Source organism: Kitasatospora purpeofusca (assembly GCF_034043715.1).
GTDB classification, from domain to species: domain Bacteria; phylum Actinomycetota; class Actinomycetes; order Streptomycetales; family Streptomycetaceae; genus Kitasatospora; species Kitasatospora purpeofusca_A.
This window is the reverse complement of sequence record NZ_JAXCLC010000010.1, coordinates 98,972-124,645: the sequence shown is the minus strand read 5'-3', so window position 1 is coordinate 124,645 and position 25,674 is coordinate 98,972. Positions and strand designations below refer to the sequence as shown.

Below are 25,674 nucleotides of genomic sequence, written 5' to 3'. Positions count from 1 at the left end.
TGGCGATGCGAGTATGCCTGATCAAGGCGCTGCCGTCACGGGGAGGACTCGAACACTGTCCGAACCGGTGCGGAGTCCGCCGTAGGGTTGACGTTGTGGCTTCTTCCGAGACTTCCGCCGCCCCGGTAGTGGGGCCCCTCGCCCGACCGGTGGTGCGGCCGGCCGTGCGGCCCGTCGTGCGGCCCGGCCCGGACGGGCCCGTGGGCGCCGGTACCGCGGCCCCACCGGCCGACCCCGACGCCCTCGCCGCCCTCGCCGCCGAGTTGCTGGCGCTGCCGCCGTCCTGCGGTCCGGTGCGGCTGGTAGCGGTGGACGGCCACGCGGGCTCGGGCAAGACGACCTTCGCCGCCCGGCTGGCGACCGCGCTCGGTGGCGCCCCGGTGGTGCACCTGGACGACCTGGCGACGCACGCCGAGCCGTTCGGCTGGACCGGGCGGCTGCGCGGCCAGGTGCTGGAGCCACTGGCGGCGGGCCGGGACGCCGAGTACGAGGTGTACGACTGGACGCTGCGCCGGTTCGCCGGGACGGCCGCGGTGCCGCTCGCGCCGGTGGTCCTGGTCGAGGGGGTCGGCGCCGGGCGGCGCGCGGTGCGGCCCGAGCTGGCCCGGCTGGTGTGGATGGAACTGGACGCGGCGGCGGCCCGGCGGCGGGGCGAGGAGCGGGACGGTCCCGGGCTGGCGGAGTTCTGGGCCGGCTGGGCACTCGCCGAATCGGCACATTTCGCCGCGGACCCGAGCCGTCCGCACGCCGGCACCCTGGTCGACGGGGTGACCGGGCGGATCGCGCCGGGCACCGTCGGTGAACCTTCAACAAGGGCCTTGACCTGCGACGTCACCAGGAAATAGGTTCTCCCTCGTTCGCGGAATTGTTGATTCCGCAACTTCGGACCCGGCATCCCCGGCTTGTTCCCCCGTGAGCCGGGGGTGCCGTCCGACTCCCCCGCCCCGGGGCCGGCCACCCCCCAACGGCCTTCCGCCCGATCGCTTTTGACATCGTGCGGCACCCTTCCGGATCAGCTCCGCGCCGGTACGATTCCAGGCAGGCGCAGATGCGCCCCGGGGGCAGACGACCGCCGGCGGGTCCGCACACCGCCGCACCGGCCGGGCCCGAGCCACATCGCGGGGGGCGTTGAGTGGAGAGTTCCGACAGCAACACCGCGGGCGGCCCGGCCCCGAACCGGCTCGCCGACCGCGCCTGGCTGCGTGCCATGGACGCCTACACGGCCGGGGCGTACACCCGGGCCGAGGAGGAGTTCCGCGCCGCCGTCCGGCTCGACCCCGGCATGGCCGACGCCTGGCTCGGCCTGCACGCGCTGCGCAGCGACACCTCCGGCGCGCTGCTCGCGATGCACCGGCACCAGAAACGGTTCGGCGAGCAGCGCCGACGGCACGGACGCCCGCTCAGTTCCTGGTACTGGCTGGGCTGGTGGGTGCAGCCGGTGCTGGAGACCGCCCGGGACCTCGCCCTCGCGCACGCCTCGCACTGGCTGGACGGGCGCCACCTCACCGAGCTGGACCACGCCCTGGAGCAGTGCCCGGCTCCCACCGAGGACCCGTCCGCGCGTTTCCTGCACGCCTGCCGCTCCTATCTCCTCAAGGACTGGGAGCAGCTGATCCGGGACACCGACCGGCTGCTCGACGACCCGCTGCTCGGCATCGAGGCCGGACTGTTCGCCGGCATGGCCCGGGTCCGGCTGGACATGTGCGCGCAGGCCCAACCGCCGCTCGCCGCCTCGCTCGCCCGCTGCCGCTCCGAGCAGCCGCAGCGCAAGGAGCTGCGCTACTGGCTGGCCCGCGCCTACGAGGGCGCCGGGCGCAGCGCCGCCGCGCTGCCGCTGTACCGGGCCGTGCACCGGGCCGACCCGGCGTTCATGGACACCGCCGCCCGGCTCGCGGCGATCTCGGCGGAGGACGGCCTCGCGGACGCCCTGCTGGACGGCGTCGAGGCCGGCGGCCGGGACGCGGGGCGAGGCGCGGAGGACGACGCGATCGACGCGGCGCTGCTCGACGCGGCCGTCCTGGAGCAGGCCGGCTTCGAGGCGCTCGGGGCAGAGTTCGGGGCGGAGTTCGCGGCGGGCGCGGAGTTCGGGGCGGAGCAGGCGGGGTCGGAGCAGGCGACGGCCTTCGCGGGCGCCGAGCTGTCGGGTGCGCAGTCGCCGCCGGGCACCGAGTTGCTGGGGTCCGAGTTGCTGGGGTCCGAACCGCTGGGATCCGAACTGTCGGGAGCCGAGCTGTCGGGGTCCGGTGCGGTCGGCGGGCCGGGGGTCACGGATCCCTTCGGGAGCCCGGCCCCGGGCGGCCCGGTCGAGACCGACGGCGACGAGGCCGACGACGGCTACCCGGCCGTGCCGACCTCGGCCGGGCCGGGTGCGGGCACGGGCAGCGGCGCCGGGAACAGGCCCGGTGGCGGAGCGGGCGCGCCGCCCCCGCCGGTCACCAACGGGCGCTCCGGCTCGACCGCCCCGCAGCCCGCCGCCGCCTCTCCCGCAGCCGCCGCGGCGGCACGCGGCGAAACCGCCCTGGCCCAGGTGGCGAGCACCAGTCCGACCTCCGAACCCGAGGACCACCGCGCCGAGTTGGACGCGGCACTGGCCGAACTCTCCCGGATGGTCGGCCTGGAGCCGGTCAAGCGGCAGGTGCGGGCGCTCTCGGCGCAGCTGCGGATGGCACGGCTGCGCGCCGAGCAGGGCCTGCCGGTCCAGCCGCCCAAGCGCCACTTCGTCTTCTCCGGCCCGTCCGGCACCGGCAAGACCACCGTCGCCCGGATCCTCGGCCGGGTCTTCCACGCCCTCGGCCTGCTCTCCGGGGACCACCTGGTGGAGGCCCAACGGGCCGACCTGGTCGGGGAGTTCCTCGGCCAGACGGCGGTGAAGGCGAACGAGCTGATCGATTCCGCGCTGGACGGCGTGCTCTTCATCGACGAGGCCTACAGCCTCTCCAACTCCGGTTACAGCAAGGGCGACGCGTACGGCGACGAGGCGCTGCAGGTCCTGCTCAAGCGGGCCGAGGACAACAGGGACCGGCTGGTGGTGATCCTGGCCGGCTACCCCGAGGGCATGAACCGGCTGCTGGCCACCAACCCCGGGCTCAACTCCCGCTTCACCACCCGGGTCGACTTCCCCAGCTACCGCCCCGGCGAGCTGACCGCGATCGGCGCGGCGCTCGCCGGGCAGGACGGCGACGGCTGGGACGAGGACGCGGCCGAGGAACTGGCCTCGATCTGCACCCATGTGATCCGCGAGGGCTGGATTGACGAGCTCGGCAACGGCCGCTTCATCCGCACCCTCTACGAGAAGTCCTGCGCCTACCGGGATCTGCGGCTCACCCTGCTGCGCGAGCCGCCCGGCCGGGAGGACCTCGCCACGCTGCGGCTGCCGGACCTGGTGCAGGCGTACGGAGAGATGATCGACGGCCGGGCCTGAGCGCGGGTCGTCCGGACCCCGGACCCGCCCGGCCCGGCCCCCTCGTCGGGCACGGGCACAGGGACGGGCACGGGCGCCGGGACGGTCATCCGCGCAGGCCCGGGCGTCAGCCGGCCAGCGCCGCGGCCTCCAGCTCCGGGTCCAGGCCGACGGTCGGGCGGTCCGGGCGCTGCGGCGCGACGCCGCCGATCGACCGCAGCCACGCCCAGGTGTCGGCGGCCGTCTCCGCCACCGGCCGGCAGCGCAGACCGGCGGCCAGCGCCTTGCTCACGTCCGCGCCGTGCACGGTGTCGTACAGCTCGCCCGGCGGGACCCAGAAGGGCAGTTGGACCCAGGGGGCGATGCCGGCCGCGGCGATCGCCTCCGGCGCCGTCCAGCGCAGCTCGGGCTCGGCTCCGGTGGCCTTCGCACAGGCCTCCAGCAGCTCGCCCATGGTGCTGTGTCCGCGCGGGCCGACCAGGTCGTACGGGCCGCCGAGGCCGGCCGCGAGCGCGTCCAGGGTCCAGGTCGCGAGGTCGCGGACGTCGATGAACTGCAACCCGAGGTCGCGCGGGCCGGGGGCGAGCACGGGGCCGCCGCGGGCGATCCGGTCCAGCCACCAGGGCAGTCGGCCGATGTTCTCGTACGGTCCGACGATCAGCCCGGCCCGGATCAGCAGCGCCCGGTCGCCGAAGGCGTCCAGCGCCGCCAGCTCGCCGCCGCGCTTGGACTCCGCGTACGGCATCTCGCCGTCGTCCGGCGAACCCTCGACCAGCGGCGCGCTCTCGTCCGCGCCGGCCGCCGTCGGGTACGCGTACACCGACCGGCTGGAGACGTACCCGTACCGGCCGACCCGGCCGGCCAGCAGCCGGGCGCTGTCGCGCACCACCGACGGGGCGGCGGACCAGGTGTCCACCACCGCGTCCCACTCCCCCTCGGCCAGGGCCGCGAGCCCGTTCTCGGCCGTCCGGTCCCCGTGCAGCACCCGCGTTCCCGGCGGTGCGGCGTGCGTGCCCCGGTGGAAGACCGTCACCTCCCAGCCCCGCTCCAGTGCCGCCTCCGCGACAGCCCGTCCCACGAATTCCGTCCCACCCAGCAGGAGAAGTCTCATGCCGACCACCCTGCCCGGGGACGGTCGGCAGGGGAACCACCGCACGCTCAGAGCGGAATCGCCGAGAGCGAAGCGGCCCCGGGAACCCCGGGCGGAACCGGGGTTCCCGGGGCCTCCCGGGGGGCTCGGGGCCCAACTGGACCACCTGGACCGCGTGGGCGGCCCGGACTGCCCGGCCTACGCGGCCGAGCGGTGGTCCGGGTCGTGCACCTCGCCGACCAGCTCCTCCAGCACGTCCTCCAGCATCACCACGCCGAGCGTCCGCCCGTCCTGGTCGAGGACGGCCGCGAGGTGGCTGGTGGCCCGGCGCATCGCGCCGAGGGCGTCGTCCAGCGGCAGGGTGCCGCGGAGCACGGTGATCGGCCGCCACAGCCGAGCCGGGACGGGCACCGACGGGTCGTCGACCTCCAGGATGTCCTTGAGGTGCAGGTACCCCAGGTAGCCGTGGCCGGCCGGGTCGCCGTCGGTGACCGGGAAGCGCGAGAAGCCGGTGCGCAGCGCCAGCTCCTCGACCTGGGCGGCGGTCACCTTGGTGTCCACGGTGACCAGCTGCTCGGGGGTGAGCAGCACCTCGGTCAGCGGGCGGCGGCCCAGCTCCAGGGCGTCCTCCAGCCGCTCCTGGCGGTCCTTCGCCAGCAGTCCGGCGTCACCGGAGTCGGCGAGCAGGTAGATCAGCTGCTCGGTGGTGAAGACCGACTCGACCTCGTCCTTGCCCTCGACCTTGAACAGTCGCAGCACGCCGTTGGCGAAGGCGTTGAGGAAGGCGATCACCGGGGCCAGCCAGCGGGCCAGCCGGTCCAGCGGCGGGCCGAGCCAGAGCGCGGCCTTCTCCGGGCCGGCCAGCGCCATGTTCTTGGGCACCATCTCGCCCATGACCATGTGCAGGTAGACCACGACGGCCAGGGCGATCCCGTACGAGAGCGGGTGCATCAGGCCGGTGGGGACGCCGAGCGCGTGGAACGGTGCCTCCAGCAGGTGGGCGATGGTCGGCTCGGCGAGCGCGCCCAGGCCCAGCGAGCAGACGGTGATGCCGAGTTGTGCGGCGGCGAGCATCGCGGAGACGTTGGACAGCGCGTGCAGCACGGTGCGGGCGCGCTTGTTGCCGGCCTCGGCGAGCGGTTCGATCTGGCTGCGCCGGACCGAGACCACGGCGAACTCGGCGCCGACGAAGAAGGCGTTTCCGAGCAGCAGTACGAGGGCGACGACGAGTTGGAGCGCGGTCATCGGGTCCGGCCCTCTTCCTCGGTGCCGTGCGGGTGGTCGTGCCCGGAGGTGCGTTCCACCCGGACCCTGCTGGTCCGGTGGCGGTCCACGGCCTCGACGGTGAACCGCCAGCCGGGCAGTTCGACCCGGTCGCCGGGGGCCGGCATCCGGCCGAGCAGGTCGGTGACGAGACCGGCCAGGGTCTCGTAGGGGCCCTCCGGGGCGTGCAGGCCGATGGCCTCCAGCTGGTCGAGCCGGGACCGGCCGTCGGCCGCCCAGACGGGCTGCCCGTCGACCGGCGGCAGCGGCAGCAGTTCGGGGCCGTCGGCCGGGTCGTGCTCGTCCTGCACCTCGCCGACGATCTCCTCGACGATGTCCTCGACGGTGACCACGCCGGCGGTGCCGCCGTACTCGTCGACCACGATGGCCATCGGCTGGAGGCGGCGCAGCTGGTCGAGCAGCCGCTCGGCGGGCAGGCTCTCGGGCACCAGCAGCGGCGGGACGGCGAGGTCGCCGACCCGGACGGTGCCGCGCCGGGCGGCGGGGACGGCGAGCGCGTCCTTGAGGGTGACGGTGCCGGTGACCTCGTCCAGGGTGTCGGTGTACACCGGGAAGCGGGACAGGCCGGTGGCCCGGGTGAGGTTGAGGACGTCGGCGGCGCTGGCGCTCCGCTGGAGCGCGGAGACGTCCACGCGGGGGGTCATCACGGATTCGGCGGTGAGGTCGCCGAGGCCGAGGGTCCGCACGAACAGGGTGGCCGACTCCTCGTCTATGGCGCCGGCCCGGGCGGAGTGCCGGGCGAGCGAGACCAGCTCGGCGGGGGTGCGGGCGTGGTCCAGCTCCTCCTGCGGCTCGATGCCGAAGGCGCGCACGGTGCGGTCGGCCGAGCCGTTCAGGACCCGGATCAGCGGGCGGCAGGCCCGGGAGAACGCCATGTGCGGGGCGGCGACCGCGCGGGCCACCTGGAGCGGACGGGAGATCGCCCAGTTCTTCGGGACCAGTTCGCCGATCACCATCTGGACCACGGTGGCGAGCAGCATGCCGATGACCACGGCGACGCCGCGGGCGGCGCCGTCGGCGAGGCCGACGGCGGTGAACAGGGGCTTCAGCAGGGTCGACAGCGCGGGCTCGGCGAGCATGCCGACGACCAGCGAGGTGACGGTGATGCCGAGCTGGGCGCCGGAGAGTTCGAAGGAGAGGTGGCGCAGGGCGCGGGAGACCCGGCCGGCCTTGGCGTCCCCGGTGCCGGCGGCGCGCTCGACGGCGCCGCGCTCCACGGTCACGAAGGCGAACTCGGCGGCCACGAAGAGGCCGTTGGCGAGGATGAGCAGGATGGCCGCGAGAAGCAGCAACCAGGCCGTGATCACAGTGCCGCCTGCCGTCCGTCGGTCGGAGGGTGGGCGGCGCGGGTACTACCGGACGGATCGTCCATGGACGGGAAGTGTCACTCCTCAGGTCGATTTCGGGCAGGGCGATGCCTTTGCCCCGCTTTTGCCAGCGTAGACCATACCCGTGCGACCGTAGGATTCACGTTCGGGCACGGCCGGGCGTCGGATTTCGGTCACCGAGTGCCGCTGACCGGGCACGGCTCGTCGGGCGAGGGCCGGCGGGCGCCGGGCACGGCCCGCCGGGCGCGGGGCGAGGGCCGGCGGGTGTCAGCCGCCGTGCCGCGCGACCAGGTCGCGCAGGGCGCGGGCGTCGGCGATCGCCTGGTTCCTGCCCACGCCGGGCTGGATGCCGACAGCGGCCAGCGAGGTGCCGTCGGCGAGGTCGAGGGTGGCCCACGGGTCGCCCTGGCGGAAGTTCACGCCGACGATCTCCGCCCAGGCCAGCCGGCGGCTGCGGACGAAGTTGACCACGGTCACACCCTCCGCGTCGGCGCTGACCCGCGGCCGCGCCAGCATCAGGCCGACGGAGGCGAAGAGCACCCCGCTGAGCACCATCATGATCCGGTCGTTGAACTGCCAGTTGGCCGGGAGGGCGACCGCGATCACGGCGAACAGCACGACCAGCACGACGCAGACCGGCAGCAGCACGGCGCGGGTGCGGCGCGGGGCCCAGGTGACGGGGAACTCGGCGGGGGTGGACACGAGGGGCTCCGGGGTGGTTCGAGGGGTGGGGCGGTCGGACGGCGGACGGGTCGGACAACGGAAACGGGGCGGGGACGCCGACGGCGGCCCCACCCCATTCAACCGGTGCTTATGCCGGCGCCGCTCAGAGGCGGCAGGCGTGGATGTTGGTGACCAGGATCGCCCGGGCGCCGATGCCCCACAGATCGTCCATGATCTGCTGGGCCTCCTTGCGGAGCACCATGGAGCGGACGGCCACCCAGCCCTCGGTGTGCAGCGGGGAGACGGTCGGCGACTCCAGCCCCGGGGTCAGGGCGACGGCGGCGCCGACCTGCTCGGCGCGGATGTCGTAGTCCATCAGCACGTAGCGGCGGGCCACCAGCACGCCCTGCAGCCGGCGCAGGAACTGGTCGACGGCCGCGTCCTCGCCGGCGCCCTTGGGGCGGATCACCACGGAGTCGGAGATCAGGATCGGCTCGCCGAACACCTCCAGGCCGGCGTTGCGCAGGCTGGTGCCGGTCTCCACCACGTCGGCGATCACATCGGCGACGCCCAGCTGCACCGCGGTCTCCACCGCGCCGTCCAGCTTGGTGACGGTGGCCTTCACACCGCGGTCGGCCAGGTGCTGCTCGACCAGGCCGGTGTAGGAGGTGGCGATCCGCAGGCCCTCCAGGTCCGCGACCTCCTCGACCGCCGCGCCGACCGGGCGGGCGAAGCGGAAGGTCGAGCCGGCGAAGCCGAGCGCGAGCACCTCCTCGGCGTTGGAGTGCGAGTCCAGCAGCAGGTCGCGGCCGGTGATACCGACGTCCAGCCGGCCGGAGCCGACGTAGACGGCGATGTCGCGCGGACGCAGGAAGAAGAACTCGACCTGGTTGCCCGGGTCGACCAGCACCAGTTCCTTGGAGTCCTTGCGCTGCCGGTAGCCGGCCTCATGGAGCATCTCCGCCGCGGGACCCGAGAGCGAACCCTTGTTGGGCACGGCGATGCGCAGCATGGAGGTCAGTTCCTTACCTGTTCGGTGGGGGTGGGGTTTCCGGGCGGCCGGGGCGGACCGGAGGTCCGGTCGTCCGGCAGTCCAGAGGTCCGGCAGTCCAGAGATCGAGCGGTCCGGCGGTCCAGAGGTCGAGCGGTCTCTAGAGGTACTTGTAGACGTCGTCGAGCGTCAGCCCGCGGGCGACCATCATCACCTGAAGGTGGTAGAGGAGTTGCGAGATCTCCTCGGCGGTCTGCTCGTCGGACTGGAACTCGGCGGCCATCCAGACCTCGGCGGCCTCCTCGACGACCTTCTTGCCGATCGCATGGACGCCCTGCTGGACGAGCTGCGCGGTACGGGAGGACGAGGGGTCGCCGGTGGCGGCCTTCTGCTGGAGCTCGGTGAAGAGCTCCTCGAATGTCTTCGAAGCCATGATGGGACTCACCATACGGCGTGCGGGCTCAGGGGTGGTAAGCGGTTCCGGACCGTGGACAGTCCGATGGACATCCACGGTCCGGGCCCGGCGGCTCAGGGGGCGCGCAGGGCGAGGGCGGTCGCGACGGCCGCGGTGACCGCCTCGTGGCCCTTGTCCTCGGTGGAGCCGGGCAGACCCGCGCGGTCCACCGCCTGCTGCTCGTTGTCGCAGGTCAGCACGCCGAAGCCGACCGGGACGCCGGTGTCCACGGAGACCTGGGTGAGGCCCGAGGCGGCGGCCTGGCAGACGTAGTCGAAGTGCGGGGTGCCGCCGCGGATGACCACGCCGAGGGCGACCACGGCGTCGTAGCCGCGCCCGGCGAGGCGCTTGGCGGCCACCGGCAGCTCGAAGGTGCCGGGGACGCGCAGGACGGTCGGCTCGGTGACGCCCAGCTCCTTGAGGGCGCGGTGGGCGCCGTCGAGCAGGCCGTTCATCACCTGCTCGTGCCACTGGGCGGCGATCACGGCGACCTTGAGGTCGGCGGCGTTGTCGATGGTCAGCTCGGGGGCTCCGTGGCCGCTCATGTGCGGTGCCTTTCGGTGGTTCGGGTTGCGGATCGGTAAGGGACGTGGGCTGCCGGTGCGGCCGGGTCAGCCGTCGAGGCCGGGCAGGTCGTGCCCCATCCGGTCGCGCTTGGTCCGCAGGTAGCGCGCGTTGTGCTCACCGGCCGGGATCTCCACCGGCTCGCGCCCCTTCACCTTGAGCCCGTGCTCGGTGAGCGCGGTGAGCTTGTCCGGGTTGTTGGTCAGCAGCGTCAGCGAGCGGACGCCGAGGTCGCCGAGCATGTGGGCGCCGATGCTGTAGTCCCGGGCGTCCGCGGGCAGGCCCAGGTCGAGGTTGGCGTCGACGGTGTCCCGGCCGCGCTCCTGGAGTTCGTAGGCGCGCAGCTTGTGCGCCAGGCCGATGCCCCGGCCCTCGTGGCCGCGCAGGTAGAGCAGCACGCCCCGGCCGGCCTCGGCGATCCGCCGCATCGAGGCCTGGAGCTGGGGGCCGCAGTCGCAGCGCAGCGAGCCGAGCACGTCGCCGGTCAGGCACTCGGAGTGGACCCGGACCAGGACGTCCTCGCCGTCGGGGAGCCGGCCGTCCTCGGCCAGTCCGCCGGCGACCAGCGCGATGTGCTCGACGCCGTCGAGGGTGCCCCGGTAGCCGACGGCGGTGAACTCGCCGTACGCGGTCGGCAGGGCGGTGACGGCGGCCCGGTCGACGTGCAGCTCGGTGCGGCGGCGGTAGGCGATGAGGTCCTCGATCGAGATGATCGCCAGGTTGTGCTCACGGGCGAAGGCCACCAGTTCGGGCAGCCGGGCCATGGTGCCGTCGTCGTTGACCACCTCGGCGATCGCGCCGGCCGGCGGCAGGCCGGCCAGCCGGGCCAGGTCGACCGCGGCCTCGGTGTGGCCGGGGCGGACCAGCACGCCGCCCTCGACGGCGCGCAGCGGGAAGACGTGCCCCGGCCGGGCGAGGTCGCCGGGCTCGGTGCCGGGCGAGGCGAGCAGGCGTACGGTGCGGGCCCGGTCGGCGGCGGAGATGCCGGTGTCGACGCCCTCCCTGGCGTCCACCGAGACGGCGTAGGCGGTGCCCTTGCGGTCCTCGTTGACCTGGGTCATCGGCGGGAGCTTGAGCCGGTCCAGCTCGGCGCCGGTCATCGGGGCGCAGATCACGCCGGAGCTGTAGCGGACGGTGAAGGCCATCAGCTCGGGGGTGGCGGTGGAGGCGGCGAAGACGATGTCGCCCTCGTTCTCGCGGTCCTCGTCGTCGACGACGATCACGGCGCGGCCGAGCGCGATGTCGGCGACGGCCCGCTCGACCGGGTCGAGGACGAACTCGCCGGCGGGGCTCCCGGCCGGACGCGCGGTGGGGTTCTCGGTCATGCGGAGGCTCCCTGGAGGGCGGGGTCGGTCTGGAGGGCGGGGTCGGTCACGGGCTGTGCGGTGCGGCCTCGCTGCCACCAGGCGCGCAGGCCGAGCAGGACCAGGACGAAGTACACGGAGTAGGTGAAGCCGGAGAAGACCAGGCCGTTGTTGAAGGCGAGCGGCACGCCGACCAGGTCGACGGCGATCCAGGCGAACCAGAACTCGACCCAGCCGCGGGCCTGGGCGACCATCGCGGCCAGGGTGCCGACGAAGATGTAGGCGTCCGGCCAGGCGTCCCAGGACAGTTGCGGGACGGCGGTGAAGAGCGTGCCGACCGCCAGGGTGCCGAGCGCGGTGCCGCCGATCAGCACGGCGCGCTCGCGGCCGGTGGCGAACCGCACGGCGACGTCGCCCTCACCGCGCGCGCCGCGCTGCCACCTGGTCCAGCCCCACACGGCGGCCACGACCACCACGATCTGCTTGCCGACGCCGCCGCTGAGGTGGGCGCTCCAGTAGGCGCCGACCAGGACCAGTCCGGAGAGCAGTTGGACCGGCCAGGTCAGCCGGGACCGCTGCCAGCCGAGGGCGAGTGCGGTGAGGCCGAGCAGGTTGCCGATGATGTCGGAGCGGTAGACGTCCTGGCCGAGCAGGTGGAAGGTGCCGTTGAGCCAGTTCACCGCTCCTCCCCCGGGGCGTTGTCCGGCGCGTCCGCCGCAGGCACCGCGTCCGCCGCGGGCAGGGACGGGAGGGTGCGGGCCTCCAGCAGCCGCTCGACGTACTTGGCGAGGACGTCGACCTCCAGGTTGACGCTCTCGCCGACGGCCCTGGTGCCCAGGGTGGTCAGCGCGAGGGTGGCCGGGATGAGGCTGACGGTGAAGCTGTCGCGGGCGGCCTCGACCACGGTGAGGCTGACGCCGTCGACGGTGATCGAGCCCTTCTCGACCAGGTAGCGCGAGACGGAGTCGGGCAGCGAGAACCGCAGCACCTCCCAGCGGAGTTCGCCGGCCGCGTCGCGCTGCCCCGGTTCGCGGCTCAACAGCCGGCCGGTGGCGTCGACATGGCCCTGCACCAGGTGCCCGCCGAGCCGGGCGCCGAGCGCCATGGCGCGCTCCAGGTTGACCCGGCCGCCGGGCTTCAACTCGCCCAGACTGGAACGGTTGAGCGTCTCGGCCATCACATCGGCGCTGAACTCACCGGTGCCGGAGGCGAGTTCCTCGGGGGTGTCGACGACGGTCAGGCAGACGCCGTTGACCGCGATGGAGTCGCCGTGCCGCGCGCCCTCGCAGACCACCGGGCCGCGCAGACGGATTCGCGAGGAGTCGCCGATCTCCTCGATCGACACGACCTCGCCGAGCTCTTCGATGATGCCGGTGAACACCCGGGTTCTCCTCGCGCTTGGGGCGCGGACTCCGGGGCGTGGCACGGGAGAAGGACGCGGACAGGTGTGGGGACGGGGGTACGCGGACCGCCGGACGGCAACGGGACCCGTCGCCGGGCTGCCGCCGAACCGGGCGCCGGAACGAGGGGGGACCCCGTCCGTCGCCGCACACCGCCTCCCGAGGTCCACCGGGGGACCACGGGCCCTGCTCACTCGTCCGCCGCGCACGCCTCCCATCCGGACTTTAACCGTCGGTCCAGGAATTTCACCTGGTCAACCGGCCGCTGGCTGCGGACGGGTCGCGGACTGTAACCGCCGGTTCGGATTTTCACCGACCCCGGAGTGCGCTGAACGTCACTGCTGATTCTGCCGTCATTCTGCCACGGTCCGCGCGGAGCCAGGGAGAGGCGTCCACTGTGGTCTCTTTCACTCGGCGCGGGGGAATGGACGGCGCGGGGTCGGAAGGGGCCGCCGTCGGGTGGTCCGGTGGCGGCCCGAGGGCGCCCGGTGGCGGGCCGGGGTGCGTCGGGCGCAGGCTGGTGGTACCGGGGCGGCGGCCCGCGCCGCCGCGGGCGACCGCAGGAGGTGCGGGAGCTATGGCCAAGTTCATGGACGTCCACCACGGGATGGCCGGCATCACCGAGGAAGAGTTGCGGATGGCGCACCAGGCGGACCTGGCGATCCAGGCCGAGGAGGGCGTGACCTTCGAGCAGGCCTGGGCCGATCCGGAGTCGGGCCACGTCTACTGCCTGTCCGAGGCTCCGTCGAAGGAGGCCGTGCAGCGGATCCACGAGCGCACCGGGCACCCGGCGGCCGAGGTGCACCCGGTTCCGCTGATCGTCTGAGCACGACCCGGCGGCGGGCCCCGACCGATCAGGGCGCGGGGACCGGCGTGAAGTGGGTGACCTCCGGCGGGTGGGCCAGGTAGCGAAGTTCGCCCTCCGACCAGACCGGCCGGATCCGCCACATCGGCCCCGCGTAGCCGAGCAGCGCCGCCTCGTCGCGCCAGCGGCTGACCACGAGCACCCGGTACCCGCCCTCGGTGACGGAGCGCAGCAGCTCGCCGCCGAGGCAGCCGTCGGTGCGCCCGAGTTGTGGGAGCACCTTGCTGGTCAGCACCTCGCAGAACTCCTCGATGTACCCGGCCATGACCTGTCCGGCCCAGATTCTGACGATCACGGCGACCACCTGCCCAGAAAGCGTCCTGGCCCCATTATCGACGCGAAAACGCTGGTGGCGAGGGGTTCGGAGGGGATTTCCCGGCGGCGAACGGCCGCTCCGGCACGGGCTCGGCTACCTTGATCGGTATGACCAGCACACCGGAGTCCGTTGTTCCGTCAACCCCCGGACCGGAGCTGCCCTCCGGCCTGTTCGAGGCGCTCGCCGCCACCTCCGTCCGTGACGCGGCCGGGCTGCGGGAGGTCTACGAGCAGCCCGGGGACCACGCCCACCGCAAGCAGGTGGACCGCATCCACGAGGTCGCCCGGCAACTGATCGCCTGCTCCTCGCTGGTCTTCCTGGCCAGCACGGACGCGGACGGGCGCTGCGACGTGTCCCCGCGCGGCGGCCCGGCCGGACTCGTGTCGGTGCTCGACGAGTTCACCCTGGCGATCCCGGACGCGACCGGCAACAAGCGGCTGGACACCCTCCACAACATCGTCGGGACCGGCCGGATCGGGCTGCTGTTCGTCGTACCGGGCCGGGACACCACCCTGCGGGTCAACGGGCGGGCCTGTGTCTCCACCGACCCCCGGCTGCTGGAGCAGCTGACGGCGGTCGGCAAGCCGCCGCGCAGCGCGATCGTGGTCGCGGTCGAGGAGGTGTTCGCGCACTGCCCGAAGGCGTTCCTGCGCGCCTCGGCGTGGAAGCCGGAGAACTGGCTCGCCAAGGACGCCCAGCCGAGTTCGGCCGAGGTCACGCTCTCGCACCTGGCGGACCCGACGCTGACCGTCGAGGCGATCGAGCAGAACGAGCGGGAGGCCCTGCTCTACCGCTACGAGTAGCGGCGCGGGGGCCCGAAGGTCGGGCGCGGGGGCCTTGCCGGACGGGGGCGGGGCCGGAACGACGACGGTTCGGGGCCGGCCGGGGCGCTCGTGCAGCCCCGGTCCGGCCCCGCACGGACCCGCCGGGGTCAGGCCGCTGCCACGGATTTGGCGACGTCCACCACGCTCGCGCCGTTCGCCGCCCGCTGGACGGCGTCGACGCCCTTGTGGGCGGCGTCCTTGCTCGCGTAGCCCTGGCCGGTCGCGACGATCTCGCCGTTGCCCGCCTTGAGCCGGAACCGGTACTTGCCGCCGGCGTCCTCGTACACCTCGAACTTGCCCGCCATCCGGGCCACCTCCTCGTCGACGGGACGCGCCGCGCGTCCCCTCTGCACGGTGCGCCCGGCCGCCGCCGGACCGCACCCGCTCGGGGTCCGGACGGGTGACCCGGGCGGGAGCGCGTGCCGGGACGGCCCGGGGCCGGTTGAATGGACGGATGGACTGCGTCTTCTGCGCGGTGGTCGCCGGTACGGAGCCCGCGCACCGGGTGCTGGACGACGAGGTGGCGGTGGCCTTCCTGGACCGTCGGCCGCTCTTCCCCGGCCACGTGCTGGTGGTCCCCCGCGACCACCACGCCACCCTCACAGACCTGCCGCCGGCGGCGGTGGGCCCCTTCTTCCTGCGGGTGCGGCGGGTGGCCGCGGCGGTGGAACTCGGGCTGGGGGCGGCGGGGAGCTTCGTCGCGGCGAACAACCGGGTCAGCCAGTCGGTGCCGCACCTGCACATCCATGTGGTGCCGCGCAACCCGAAGGACGGGCTGCGCGGCTTCTTCTGGCCGCGCCGGGCGTACTCCGACGAGGCGGACGCGGCGCTGGTCGCCGAGCGGCTGCGCGGCGCGCTCGCCCTCTGAGGCCGGTCGGGCCGGCCGGGCGGCCGGGCGGCCCGGCGGCCCGGCGGCCCGGCGGCCGGGCGGCCCGGCTCAGCCGACCCGGACGTTGTCGAGCACCCAGTACCAGTTGTTGCTGCCGGTGTAGCGGAAGCGCAGCCGCAGCCGGCTCGCGCCCGCCGGGACGGCGAGGTCCAGTCGCTGGCGGCCGTTGGTGTCGGCGGTGTAGCTCTTCACCTCGACGGGCGTGCCGCCGTCCCAGACCGCCAGCACCCGCGCGGTCTGGACGCCCTCCGGCCGGTAGAAGGTGTTGAAGGCGACCGGGACACTGCTCCGGCCCGCCACCGGGTACTCGGGGCTGACCAGGGTGGAGTCGTAGTTCCCCTGGAAGGTCCGGTCGGCCCACTCGTCGGAGTCGGCGACGGCGAAGACGTTGCGGGAGCGGACGTTGAGTTCGCGGTTCTGGTCGCGCTGGGCCTTGGTCCAGAACTCGTCGGTGGTGAACGACCAGCCGCGCCACTCGGTGACCCCGCCGGTGCCCATCGCCGAGTTGTCGACGGACCAGCCGGCCGGCGCGGTGCGGGTGAAGCCGAGGACCCCGGCGGCGATGCCGGTCTCGTCGACCCGGCCGGTGAGCTGCGGCCGCAGCGCGTCGAAGTCGTCCGGAACCAGGGCCGGGACCGGGGCGCCGTCGAGGCCCCAGGCGGGGTCGGCGGCGATGCCGAGGTGGGCCAGGGCGGTGGGCGCGATGTCGACCATCCGCACGTCGTGGCGGACCGAACCGGCCGGGAACGCCGAGCCGTTGGCGATCAGGAAGGTCTGCCGCTCCTCCCAGGTGGAGCCGCCGTGGCCGCCGGTGGGGGTGTGGCCGTGGTCGGCGGTGATCATCACCAGCCAGTCCTCCTGGGCGTAGCCTGCCCGGCCCCGGACGGCGGTGAGGATCTGGCCGACCTGGGCGTCCACGCCCCGGATCGCGTCCAGGTAGGCCTGGCTGGCGGAGCCGCTGCTGTGGCCGGCGTGGTCGACGTTGTCGAGCTGGACGAAGACCGCGTCGGGGTTGCCGTCGCGCAGCCGGGCGACGGCGCGGGCGGTGGTGCCGGTGTCGTACTCGGCGGACGGGGTGGCGACCCGGGTGTCGACCCGGCCGGAGTAGATGGTGTCGGCGATCGGCGCCCAGGAAGCCACCACGTAGGTGGCGAGCGCCGGGTTCGCGGTCTCGACCCGGGTCAGGAAGTCCGGGTAGGCGGCGAAGGCGGGGGCGGTGAAGTCGTTGTCGCGGACGTTGTGCTTGTCCGGCCAGACGCCGGTGGCGATGGTGGACCAGCCGGGGCCCGAGGAGGTGCCCGCCATCGGGTTGGCGTAGAGGCTGCTCGCGGCGGTGAGGCCGCCGGCCATCAGGGCGGCGAGGTTCGGGGCGCCGGAGTCCTTGACGCGGGTGAGCATGGTGCCGTCCAGGCCGATGACCAGGACCTTGGGGGTGCGGGCGGTGGCGGCGGTGACCGTGCGGGCGGCCGGGGCGGCGGTGGCCGCGTGGGCGGCGGTGGCGGCCAGCGGGCCGGCGGCGAGGGCCGCGGCGGTGCCGAGGAGCAGTCCCCGGCGGGACAGGCCCGGGGCGGCGGGGGCGGGCGGGGCGGTGTGGCTCGGCGGGGTGGCGTGGCTCTGCTGCGCGGCGGGGATCCGGGGGGTCACGTCGTTCTCCTGATGCGTCGTCATGGCGCGGAACGGGGCGGTGACTACGGTCGGAGCAGCGGGTGTCCAAGGGTCGCCGGATTTCCGACCCGGGTGTGAACAACGCCCGAATTCGGTCCAGACCCGTTACCTTCTCGTGATCATGAGCGGCCCGCCGAGGGGGTGGGGGGCGGTCAGTCCGCTTCGAGCCGGGTGGTGAAGCTGAACCGGTCGCCCCGGTAGAGCGAGCGGACCCGCTCCACCGGCCGGTCGGCGTCGTCCCTGGTCAGGCGGTGCAGCAGCAGCATCGGCAGCGCGGGCGGGGTGCCGATCAGCAGCGCCTCGCGCGGGGTCGCCAGCACGGTCTCGATCCGCTCGTCGGCGGCGCCGAAGGAGATGCCCACCTTCTCGCCGAGGTACGCGTACAACGAGGACCCGGGATCGAACTCCTCCTCCAGCCCCGGCACCCGCCCGACCGCCAGATAGGTGCTCTCCAGGCCCACCCGCTCACCGTCCGCGAGCAGCACCCGCTCCAGGTGCCAGACCGGATCGCCGGGACCGATCCGCAGCTGTCCGGCCAACTGGGGGTCGGCGCCGAGCCGTTCGAGGCCGATCAGGGTCCGACCCGGCACCCGGCCCTGGCGCCGCACGCCCTCGGTGTAGCTCGCCAGCGAGAGCGGCTGCTCCAGCTTGGGGCCGGCCACCACGGTGCTGCGGCCCCGCCGCCGGACCCGGCCCTGGATCAACAGCTCGCGCAGGGCCTGGCGGAGGGTCTCCCGGGCCACCTCGAAGCGGGCGGCGAGCTCGCGCTCGGTCGGCAGCACGCCCCCTTCGCCGAGCTCGTCGAGCAGCGCCTCCAGCCGGCCCTTGACGGCGTAGTACTTGGGCACCCGGCCGTGCTCCGGGATGCCCGACCTGATCGGTGCGCCGGGGCCCGACCGGGCGTCGGCGTCGGGGGTCTGGTCCACCCCGGCATCCTCGCAGACCCGGCGGCGGGGCCGCGACAGACCGTCCGGTGCCCCCTCGGCGGGCGTCGCCCCGGCCCCTTTCCGGGCGATTCGCCCCGACCCCCTTGACAGGTATAGACCACTCCGCTTGAGTCTGGGACAGCCCCGCACCCGGCCCGCACCCCGGTCGGCCCGTCCCCCACGACGCGGCCCCACCGCGGGGCCCGGCTCCCCTGCCCCGACCTCCCGTCCTCCACGACCGTGCGGCCCCCACCGCACAAGGGGTGATCAAGTGTCCACGAAACGCCTGCTCGCACTGCTCTCCGCCGTCCTCACGGCGCTCGCGGTGATCCTGCTGCTGCCCGCCGCCAACGCCAGCGCCGCCGTCTGCGCGACGCCCTGGAACTCCTCCGCCGTCTACACCGGCGGGGCCGCCGTCTCGTACAACGGCCACAACTGGCTCGCCAAGTGGTGGACCCAGAACGAGCCGCCGAGCACCGGCGGTTCGGGCGTCTGGTCCGACCAGGGCGGCTGCGGCACCGGCCCGAACCCGACCGGCACGCCCACCCCCACGGGCACCGTGAACCCGGGCGGATTCCCGGTCAGCCAGGCGCAGTTCAACCAGATGTTCCCGAACCGGAACCCCTTCTACACCTACCAGGGCCTGATCGACGCCCTCTCCGCGTACCCCGCGTTCGCCGCCACCGGCACCGACACCGTGCGCAAGCAGGAGGCCGCGGCGTTCCTCGCCAACGTCAACCACGAAACCGGCGCGCTGGTGTACGTGGTGGAGCAGAACACCGCCAACTACCCGCACTACTGCGACACTTCACAGCCCTACGGCTGCCCCGCCGGACAGTCCGCCTACTACGGGCGCGGGCCGATCCAGCTGAGCTGGAACTTCAACTACAAGGCCGCCGGCGACGCCCTCGGCATCGACCTGCTGCGCAACCCCAACCTGGTGCAGACCGACCCGGCCGTGGCCTGGAAGACCGCGCTCTGGTACTGGAACACCCAGAACGGGCCCGGCACCATGACCCCCCACAACGCCATGGTCAACGGCGCGGGCTTCGGCGAGACCATCCGCAGCATCAACGGCTCGCTGGAGTGCAACGGCGGCAACCCCGCGCAGGTGCAGAGCCGGATCGACGCCTACCAGCGCTTCACCCAGCTGCTCGGCACCGTCCCCGGTAACAACCTGGGCTGCTGACGGACCGGCGGGACGGCCGCGCCGTACGTCCCGGGGACGAGCGGCGGGTGCCGAAATCGTCGCCTCGGTGGACGCCACTGCCGTCCCGCCCCTCCTAGGCTCGTACTCATGAACGATCTTGGCAGCCTCGTCCAGCAGACCGCCGACCGCCTCGCCGGCCAACAGGTCGGCGCGGTGGTCGCCGGGCTCGCCCGCGGAACAGTGGAGATCCGCGGCGCCGGACGCACCGGCCCCGGGGCCGCCGGCGGTCCCCCCGGTCCCGACACCCTCTTCGAGATCGGCTCGGTGACCAAGGTCTTCACCTCGCTCGCGCTCGCCCGGCTGACGCTGGCGGGCACCGTCACCCTGGACGACCCGCTCGCCGACGTCCTCGCCGACGCCCTCCCGGCCGGCGTCACCGTCCCGGCCAAGGGCTCGGAGCCGCTCGCCCTGAGGCACCTCGCCACCCACACCTCCGGCCTGCCGAGGCTGCCCGCCGGCATGCTGCTCTCCTCCCTCCTCAGCCCCAACAAGCCCGACCCGTACGCGCACTGCACCGCCGACTCCCTGCTGGCCGGCCTCGGCCGGACCAGGCTCCGGGCCGCCCCCGGCCGCAGCTTCCGCTACTCCAACCTCGGCGCCGGACTCCTCGGCCTCGCACTCGCCCACCGGGCCGGCGTCGGCTACGGGGAACTCGTCCGGCGGGAGGTCTGCGAACCGCTCGGGCTGGCGGACACCGTCCTGGAGCCCGACCCGGAGCAGACGGCCCGCCTCGCCCCCGGGCACACCCCCGGCGGACGGCCGGTCCCCGCCTGGCACCTCGCCGACCTCGCCGGCGCGGGCGGACTCCGCTCCACCGCGGCCGACCTGGCGGTCCTCCTCCAGGCCCAACTGACCGGCGACGCCGAGGACACGCCGCTGGGGCCCGCGATCGCCCTCACCCGCGAGGTGCGGCACCGGGTCAACCCGGTCGCCTGGATGCACCTCGGCTGGCTCGGCCACCGCCTCCACTCACGCCAGGGCGGCCACCTCCAGATCTGGCACAACGGCGGCACGGGCGGCTACCGCTCCTTCATCGCCTTCGACCCGGAACGCCAGGTCGGCGTGATCGTCCTCGCCAACACCCGCCGCTCCGTCGACACCCCCGCCGTCCGCCTCCTGCGCACCCTCCAAACCACCCGCGCCACCTTCCCTGGCCGGTAGCGGGACGGGACTTTGCAAAGTCCCCGCTGACTTTGCAAAGTCCCGCTCCGGCCCGGGCGGGACTTTGCAAACACCTCGGGCGACTTTGCAAAGTGGCCAGGCGGGCCGGCGGACCACCACGCCCGGGGCTCCTCCCGGCCGCCGCTGTCCGGCGGCCGGGAGGCGGACGCACGGGCACGGCCGGGGCAAGGGGCCGGGAAAAGGGACCGGGTCAAGGGGCCGGGGCCCGGGCGGGACCGCCGGCCGTCGCCCCGGCCACGCGTCCACCCCGCCCGTTCACCCCACCCGCCCCGTCCACCCCGGCCCCCCCCCGCCCGCCCGGGCGGCGGGTGACCGCTCCGCGGAGCGGCTGTGCCGTGCGGGGGTGGTAGGGGGCATGGGAGGATGGCAGGGCTGATGGGACGACCTCCGGGCGGTGCTGGCCATGGTGACCGAGCATGGTGAACGAGCGTCGTGAGAGCGAGGCCGACGCGCCCGGGCGGGTACCGCCCGGCGACGGGGTGCGCCCCGAGCCGGCCGAGGGGCCGGACGCGCTGCTGATGGTGCCGATCGCCACCGCGCTGATCGAGGCCGACGGCCGGATCCTGCACTGGAGCAGCGATGCCGAGGCCCTGCTCGGCTACTCCGCGGAGGAGGCGATCGGCGCGCGGGCCGCCCAGTTGCTGGCCTCGGAGGAGCAGCGGCCGGAGGTGTTGGCGCTGTTCCAGAAGATCCTGGACGGCCGCGGCTGGTCCGGGGTGTTCCCGGTGCGCCACCGGGACGGGCACCACGTCAACCTGGAGTTCCGCACGCATCCGGTAGTCGGTCCGGCCGGCAGGCCGCTGGTGCTCGCGGTGGCCTCGGACGTGACCACACTGCGCCGGATCCAGGCGGACCTGGCGGTGCTGGACGGCTTCTTCTCGCAGTCGCCGGTCGGGATGGCCGTCTACGACTCCCAGCTCGCCTTCGTGCGGATCAACGAGGCGCTGGCCCGGGTCAACGGGCTGCCGGTCGCGCGGCACCTCGGGCACCGGCTGACCGAGCTGCTGCCCGGGATCAACGGCGCGGAGAGCGAGGCCGTGATGCGCCGGGTGCTGGAGACCGGCGAACCGGTACTGGACGCCCGCTCGCACGGCCGCACCCCGGGCGACCCGACCCACGACCACGCCTGGTCCGCCTCCTACTTCCGGCTGGAGGAGCCGGGCGGCCGGGTGCTCGGCGTGAGTTCGACCATCATCGACATCACCGAGCGCTTCCGGGCCGACGCCCGTGCCGCCCGCGCGCAGGAGCGGCTCGCCCTGCTGGTCGAGGCCACCGCCTCCATCGGCACCACCCTGGACCTGCGGCAGACCGCCCGGGAGCTGGCCGACGCCATGGTGCCCGAGGTGGCCGACATCAGCGGCGTCTTCGCCCTGGAGGCGCTGGCGGCCGGCCGGAGCGTCGAGCCGCTGGACCCGGCCGCGCCGCAGCACGTGCGCCGGCTGGCCCTGGCGACCTCCGATCCGCTGTACCCGGCGGAGGCGCTGCCGGTCGACACCGTGTACGAGCTGACGCCGGACTCCCCGTACGCGCGGGCGCTGGCCACCGGGCGGACGGTGGTGGTGCCGTCCTGGGAACTGCCGCCGCTGAGCGACACGATCACCGAGAGCCGGCGGCAGGCCTTCCTCGGCGACCGTCCGCGTTCGGTGCGGATCACCCCGCTGGTGGCGCGCGGCACCACGCTCGGCATGATCGTCTACTCCCGGCGCGGCGAACGGGAGTCCTTCGCCGCGGCCGACATCACGCTGGGTGACGAGCTTGCCTCCCGGGCCGCCGTGGCCATCGACAACGCGCGGCTCTACCTGCGCCAGCACCAGATCGTGCTCGCCCGCCAGCAGGCGCTGCGCGAGGCCAAGGCCGCGCAGGAGCGGCTCGCGCTGGTCAATGTGGCCTCCGCCCGGATCGGCACCACCCTGGACCTCGCGCAGACCGCCGAGGAGCTGGCCGCGGTGGCGACCCCCCGGCTGGCCGACACGGTGGTGGTCGAAGTGCTGGACGACCTGGTGCGCGGCGAGCGCGAGGCGCGGCCGTCCGGCGACGGCTCGGCGCTGCTGCGGCGAATGGCCTTCCATTCGGCGGACCGCTCCACCCTGCGGCCGATCGACCGGAGCGGCGGGGTGCACCGTTTCCCGGCCTCCTCCCCGTACGCCTGGGCGCTCCGCCACCGCCGTCCGGTGCTGGTCCCGCGGATGGACGAGGCCGGGATGGCCTGGTTCCGGGACGATCCGGTGCGCGCCGCGGCGGTGCACGAGCAGCAGGTCCGCTCGTTCATGGTGGTGCCGCTGATCGCGCGCGGTTCGCCGGTCGGCGTCGCGGCGTTCTACCGGACGGTGGTGGAACGCCCGTACGAGGACGACGACCTCGCGCTGGCCGGCGAGTTGGCGGTGCGGGCGGCCGTGTCGATCGACAACGCGCTGCTGTTCACCCGGGAGCGGGACGCGGCGGCCGCCCGGCAGCGCGCGCTCGACGAGGCGTGGGCCGCGCAGCAGCGGCTGTCGCTGCTCAACGAGGCGTCCAACCGGATCGGCACCACCCTGGATCTGCACCGCACCGCCCACGAGTTGATCGAGGTGGTGATCCCCCGGTTCGCCGACTTCGTCACCGTCGACCTGCGCGAGGCGGTGCTCGGCGGCGAGGACCCGGCGCCGGTGCCGCCGGACGGCTCGGTGCTGATGCGGGCGGTGGCGGTCGGCGAACTGGACGCCGACGGGCTGATGTCGGACGCCGCCGACGCGGTCGGCGAGACCTCGCAGTCGGCCCAGGTGTACGCGGAGAGCCTGCGCACCGGGCGGTCCATCCTGGTGTCGGAGGTCGACGAGGCGGGGCTGCGCCGGATCGTCGCCTCGGAGGACCGGGTCCAGCCGGGCCTGGACGCGGGTGTGCACTCGTACCTGATGGTGCCGTTGATGGCGCGCGGACTGGTGCTGGGCGGCGCGGAGTTCATCCGGACCCGCAATCCGCTGCCGTTCGGCCCGGCGGACCGCGCGCTGGCCGAGGAGCTGGTCGGGCGCACCGCGCTGGCCATCGACAACGGCCGGCTCTACCGGCGGGAGCGGGAGACCGCGCTCACCCTCCAGCGCAGCCTGCTGCCGCAGGAGATCCACCGCACGCTGGGGCTGGAGATCGCCTACCGCTACCTGCCGAGCAGTGTGGTGAGCGAGGTCGGCGGGGACTGGTTCGACGTCGTCCCGCTCTCCTCGGGCCGGGTCGCGCTGGTGGTCGGCGACGTGATGGGGCACGGCATCAGGGCCGCCGCCACGATGGGCCAACTGCGCACGGTGGCCCGGACGCTGATCACGCTGGAGCTGGCGCCCGACCGGGTGATGCAGCGGCTGGACGAGGCCACCACGGCGATCGGCGAGGGCCAGTTCGCCACCTGCGTCTGTGTGGTGTACGACCCGGTCGACCGGAGCTGCACCGCCGCCTGCGCGGGCCACCTGCCGCCGGTGGTGGCCGACACCGGGGGGAACGCCCGGCTGCTGGAGCTGCCGCCCGGCGCGCCGCTCGGGGTCGGCGGAGTGCCGTTCGAGAGCGTCGGGTTCACCCTCCCGGAGGAGGGCCTGCTGGCCCTGTACACCGACGGCCTGGTCGAACGGCGCGGGCGTGACCTCGACGAGGGGCTGCGGCTGCTGTGCCGCACCATCGCGGACCGGCGCGGCTCGCTGGAGCAGACCTGCGACGCGGTGCTCTCCGAACTCACCGGCCGCAGCAGCGAGGACGACATCGCGGTCATCATGGCGCAGGCCCGGCCGGCCGGTTCGGACCGGATCGCCACCCTTCCGCTCGACGACGACCACGCGATGGTGGCCCACTCGCGCCGGTTCACCCGGGAGACGCTCACCGGCTGGGGGCTGGCGCAGCTGGCCGACTGGGCCGAGCTGTTGACCAGCGAACTGATCACCAACGCGCTGGTGCACGCAGGTTCGCCCACGCAGCTGCGGCTGCTGTGCAACCGCACGCTGACCGTGGAGGTGGCCGACCGGGACGCCGGTACGCCCCGGATGCGGCGCGCCGACGAGGAGGACGAGGGCGGGCGCGGCATCCACCTGGTGAACGAGCTCGCCCACCGGTGGGGCACCCGGCGGACACCGGACGGGAAGGTGGTGTGGTTCGAACTGGAGCTGCCGCCGGGGCTGTCGGAGCGCTGAGCGCCCGGCGCGTTCCCGGCGGTGACGGGCCCGGGGCCCGTCCCGCCGAGGGTCGGTGGTCGCGCCGGCCCGGGCCGGGCTACCAGGACTCCGGGTCCGACCAGGCCGCCAGGGTCCGGCGGCTCTCGAAGCGGCATGGACGGCCGGTCAGCGGGTCGGTGAACTCCATCGCGGCGGAGAGCAGTTGGAGCGGGCGGCGGAAGTCGTCCGGGGCCGGCTCCGGCAGCACCACCGGGTACACCGGGTCGCCCAGGATCGGCAGGCCCAGGCCGCTCATGTGCAGCCGCAGCTGGTGCGTCCGGCCGGTGGACGGCCGCAGCAGGTAGTGGCCCAGCCCGTCGCGCCGCTCCAGCAGCCCGATCAGGCTCTCGCTGTTCGGCGGCGCGTCCAGCTCCTGGGCGGCGATCACGCCGCGCTCCTTCACGATGTGGCTGCGCACGGTGCGGGGCAGCTCCACCGCCGGGTCGTGGGCCGCCACCGCCCGGTACTCCTTGCGGACCAGCCGGTCCCGGAAGAGCGACTGGTAGGCGCCCCGGTCCTGCGGCCGCACCACGAACATCGCCAGCCCCGCCGTCAACCGGTCCAGCCGGTGCGCCGGGCTCAGCGCGGGCAGGGCCAGCGTGTGCCGCAGCCGGCTCAGGGCCGTCTCGACGACGTGCCGCCCGCGCGGGGTGGTGGCCAGGAAGTGCGGCTTGTCGACCACCACCAGGTGCTCGTCCCGGTGCAGCACCTCCAGCTCGAACGGGACCGGCACCTCGGCCGGCAGCTCCCGGTAGAACCACAGGTGGGCGCCCGGCCGGAACGGGTCGGCCGCGCCGACGGACCGGCCGTCCTCGCCGACCACCTCCCCGGCCCGCAGCAGCCCGTCCACCCGCTCCACCGCCACCGCGGGCAGCCGCTCCACCAGGTACTCCCGCACGGTCTCCCACGGCCCGCCGGTGACCGGCAGCCGCAGGTGCACCGGATCCACCCCCCGCCGCTGCGGCAGGGGGGAGGTCGGGGCCGCGCTCCTACGTCTCATCGCGTCGGTCAGCCTAGTTCGTCCCGGCCCCCGGGCGGACGGCGGGCGGACTCGGTACGGCGGGCGGGCGGACCCGTACGGCGGGCGTACAGAGGCCGGTACGGCGGGCGCCGGGATGCCGGTGGGGCGGGCGGCGGTGGAGAGTGGACGGAG

At 74.3% G+C, this 25,674-nt stretch carries 23 protein-coding genes and 1 riboswitch; of the genes, 8 read left to right on the top strand and 15 right to left on the bottom strand.

Features of this window, described 5'->3' with window-relative positions; genetic code table 11:
* Positions 1–200: 200 nt before the first annotated feature.
* Positions 201–845, top strand: coding sequence for a hypothetical protein (locus SM793_RS07925; RefSeq protein ID WP_320437330.1), 645 nt, complete (start codon positions 201–203; stop codon positions 843–845).
* Positions 846–1,132: 287 nt separating this feature from the next.
* The gene (locus SM793_RS07920) at positions 1,133–3,421 is read left to right on the top strand and encodes an AAA family ATPase (RefSeq protein ID WP_413815895.1); all 2,289 of its coding nucleotides are present in this window, start codon (positions 1,133–1,135) and stop codon (positions 3,419–3,421) included.
* A 106-nt stretch (positions 3,422–3,527) separates the two neighbouring features.
* On the opposite strand, the gene SM793_RS07915 is transcribed toward SM793_RS07920, so the two are convergent.
* The 10 genes from SM793_RS07915 to SM793_RS07870 all read right to left on the bottom strand — a co-directional run bounded on the left by SM793_RS07915 (position 3,528) and on the right by SM793_RS07870 (position 12,459).
* Positions 3,528–4,511 carry an NAD-dependent epimerase/dehydratase family protein gene (locus SM793_RS07915; RefSeq protein WP_320437329.1) on the bottom strand — a complete coding sequence of 328 codons (984 nt, stop codon included), beginning with the start codon at positions 4,509–4,511 and terminating at the stop codon, positions 3,528–3,530.
* A 177-nt stretch (positions 4,512–4,688) separates the two neighbouring features.
* Positions 4,689–5,735, bottom strand: coding sequence for a hemolysin family protein (locus tag SM793_RS07910; protein WP_320437328.1), 1,047 nt, complete (start codon positions 5,733–5,735; stop codon positions 4,689–4,691).
* Positions 5,732–7,081, bottom strand: coding sequence for a hemolysin family protein (locus tag SM793_RS07905; RefSeq protein ID WP_320437327.1), 1,350 nt, complete (start codon positions 7,079–7,081; stop codon positions 5,732–5,734). Before SM793_RS07905 ends, SM793_RS07910 begins: the two co-directional genes overlap by 4 nt.
* Positions 7,082–7,369: 288 nt before the next feature.
* Entirely contained in the window at positions 7,370–7,804 is a 435-nt protein-coding gene (locus tag SM793_RS07900; RefSeq protein ID WP_320437326.1) for a PH domain-containing protein, read from the bottom strand.
* 124 nt (positions 7,805–7,928) lie between these two features.
* Complete coding sequence (hisG, locus tag SM793_RS07895; RefSeq protein WP_320437325.1) at positions 7,929–8,777, bottom strand: ATP phosphoribosyltransferase; 849 nt, start codon at positions 8,775–8,777, stop codon at positions 7,929–7,931.
* A 139-nt stretch (positions 8,778–8,916) separates the two neighbouring features.
* Entirely contained in the window at positions 8,917–9,189 is a 273-nt protein-coding gene (locus tag SM793_RS07890) for a phosphoribosyl-ATP diphosphatase (protein ID WP_030306151.1), read from the bottom strand.
* Between the two features lie 95 nt (positions 9,190–9,284).
* Entirely contained in the window at positions 9,285–9,755 is a 471-nt protein-coding gene (gene ribH / locus SM793_RS07885) for a 6,7-dimethyl-8-ribityllumazine synthase (RefSeq protein ID WP_320437324.1), read from the bottom strand.
* Positions 9,756–9,821: 66 nt separating this feature from the next.
* Positions 9,822–11,099 (bottom strand): bifunctional 3,4-dihydroxy-2-butanone-4-phosphate synthase/GTP cyclohydrolase II, encoded by a 1,278-nt coding sequence (locus SM793_RS07880; RefSeq protein ID WP_320437323.1) that lies wholly within the window; start codon positions 11,097–11,099, stop codon positions 9,822–9,824.
* Entirely contained in the window at positions 11,096–11,758 is a 663-nt protein-coding gene (locus tag SM793_RS07875) for a nicotinamide mononucleotide transporter family protein (RefSeq protein ID WP_320437322.1), read from the bottom strand. Before SM793_RS07875 ends, SM793_RS07880 begins: the two co-directional genes overlap by 4 nt.
* The gene (locus SM793_RS07870) at positions 11,755–12,459 is read right to left on the bottom strand and encodes a riboflavin synthase (protein ID WP_320437321.1); all 705 of its coding nucleotides are present in this window, start codon (positions 12,457–12,459) and stop codon (positions 11,755–11,757) included. Before SM793_RS07870 ends, SM793_RS07875 begins: the two co-directional genes overlap by 4 nt.
* A 221-nt stretch (positions 12,460–12,680) precedes the next feature.
* Positions 12,681–12,808, bottom strand: a riboswitch (FMN riboswitch).
* Positions 12,809–13,055: 247 nt separating this feature from the next.
* On the opposite strand from SM793_RS07870, the gene SM793_RS07865 reads away from it, so the two are divergent.
* Positions 13,056–13,304 carry an SCO4226 family nickel-binding protein gene (locus SM793_RS07865; protein WP_320437320.1) on the top strand — a complete coding sequence of 83 codons (249 nt, stop codon included), beginning with the start codon at positions 13,056–13,058 and terminating at the stop codon, positions 13,302–13,304.
* Between the two features lie 28 nt (positions 13,305–13,332).
* Here SM793_RS07865 and SM793_RS07860 read toward each other — a convergent pair whose 3' ends face one another.
* The gene (locus SM793_RS07860; RefSeq protein WP_320437319.1) at positions 13,333–13,638 is read right to left on the bottom strand and encodes an antibiotic biosynthesis monooxygenase family protein; all 306 of its coding nucleotides are present in this window, start codon (positions 13,636–13,638) and stop codon (positions 13,333–13,335) included.
* A gap of 128 nt (positions 13,639–13,766) precedes the next feature.
* Between SM793_RS07860 and SM793_RS07855 the strand changes: the two genes are divergently transcribed.
* On the top strand, positions 13,767–14,462 hold the full coding sequence (locus tag SM793_RS07855; protein WP_320437318.1) for an MSMEG_1061 family FMN-dependent PPOX-type flavoprotein: 696 nt from the start codon (positions 13,767–13,769) through the stop codon (positions 14,460–14,462).
* A 128-nt stretch (positions 14,463–14,590) separates the two neighbouring features.
* Here the strand turns inward: SM793_RS07855 and SM793_RS07850 are convergent, their stop codons facing one another.
* On the bottom strand, positions 14,591–14,788 hold the full coding sequence (locus SM793_RS07850) for a YegP family protein (protein WP_320437317.1): 198 nt from the start codon (positions 14,786–14,788) through the stop codon (positions 14,591–14,593).
* A gap of 149 nt (positions 14,789–14,937) precedes the next feature.
* Between SM793_RS07850 and SM793_RS07845 the strand changes: the two genes are divergently transcribed.
* The gene (locus SM793_RS07845) at positions 14,938–15,351 is read left to right on the top strand and encodes an HIT family protein (RefSeq protein ID WP_320437316.1); all 414 of its coding nucleotides are present in this window, start codon (positions 14,938–14,940) and stop codon (positions 15,349–15,351) included.
* Positions 15,352–15,420: 69 nt separating this feature from the next.
* Here the strand turns inward: SM793_RS07845 and SM793_RS07840 are convergent, their stop codons facing one another.
* Positions 15,421–17,040 carry an alkaline phosphatase family protein gene (locus SM793_RS07840; RefSeq protein WP_320437315.1) on the bottom strand — a complete coding sequence of 540 codons (1,620 nt, stop codon included), beginning with the start codon at positions 17,038–17,040 and terminating at the stop codon, positions 15,421–15,423.
* Positions 17,041–17,189: 149 nt separating this feature from the next.
* On the bottom strand, positions 17,190–17,963 hold the full coding sequence (locus SM793_RS07835) for a GntR family transcriptional regulator (protein WP_320437314.1): 774 nt from the start codon (positions 17,961–17,963) through the stop codon (positions 17,190–17,192).
* Between the two features lie 271 nt (positions 17,964–18,234).
* Here SM793_RS07835 and SM793_RS07830 point away from each other — a divergent pair, with 271 nt between their 5' ends.
* The 3 genes from SM793_RS07830 to SM793_RS07820 all read left to right on the top strand — a co-directional run bounded on the left by SM793_RS07830 (position 18,235) and on the right by SM793_RS07820 (position 24,500).
* Positions 18,235–19,152: a glycoside hydrolase family 19 protein gene (locus tag SM793_RS07830; protein ID WP_320437313.1), complete on the top strand. Its 918-nt coding sequence runs from the start codon at positions 18,235–18,237 to the stop codon at positions 19,150–19,152.
* A gap of 108 nt (positions 19,153–19,260) precedes the next feature.
* On the top strand, positions 19,261–20,334 hold the full coding sequence (locus tag SM793_RS07825) for a serine hydrolase domain-containing protein (RefSeq protein WP_320437312.1): 1,074 nt from the start codon (positions 19,261–19,263) through the stop codon (positions 20,332–20,334).
* A 437-nt stretch (positions 20,335–20,771) separates the two neighbouring features.
* Positions 20,772–24,500: a SpoIIE family protein phosphatase gene (locus SM793_RS07820; protein WP_320437311.1), complete on the top strand. Its 3,729-nt coding sequence runs from the start codon at positions 20,772–20,774 to the stop codon at positions 24,498–24,500.
* Positions 24,501–24,579: 79 nt separating this feature from the next.
* Here SM793_RS07820 and SM793_RS07815 read toward each other — a convergent pair whose 3' ends face one another.
* A complete protein-coding gene (locus SM793_RS07815) occupies positions 24,580–25,521 on the bottom strand; it encodes a pseudouridine synthase (protein ID WP_320437310.1) in 942 nt (313 codons plus the stop codon).
* Positions 25,522–25,674: the final 153 nt, after the last annotated feature.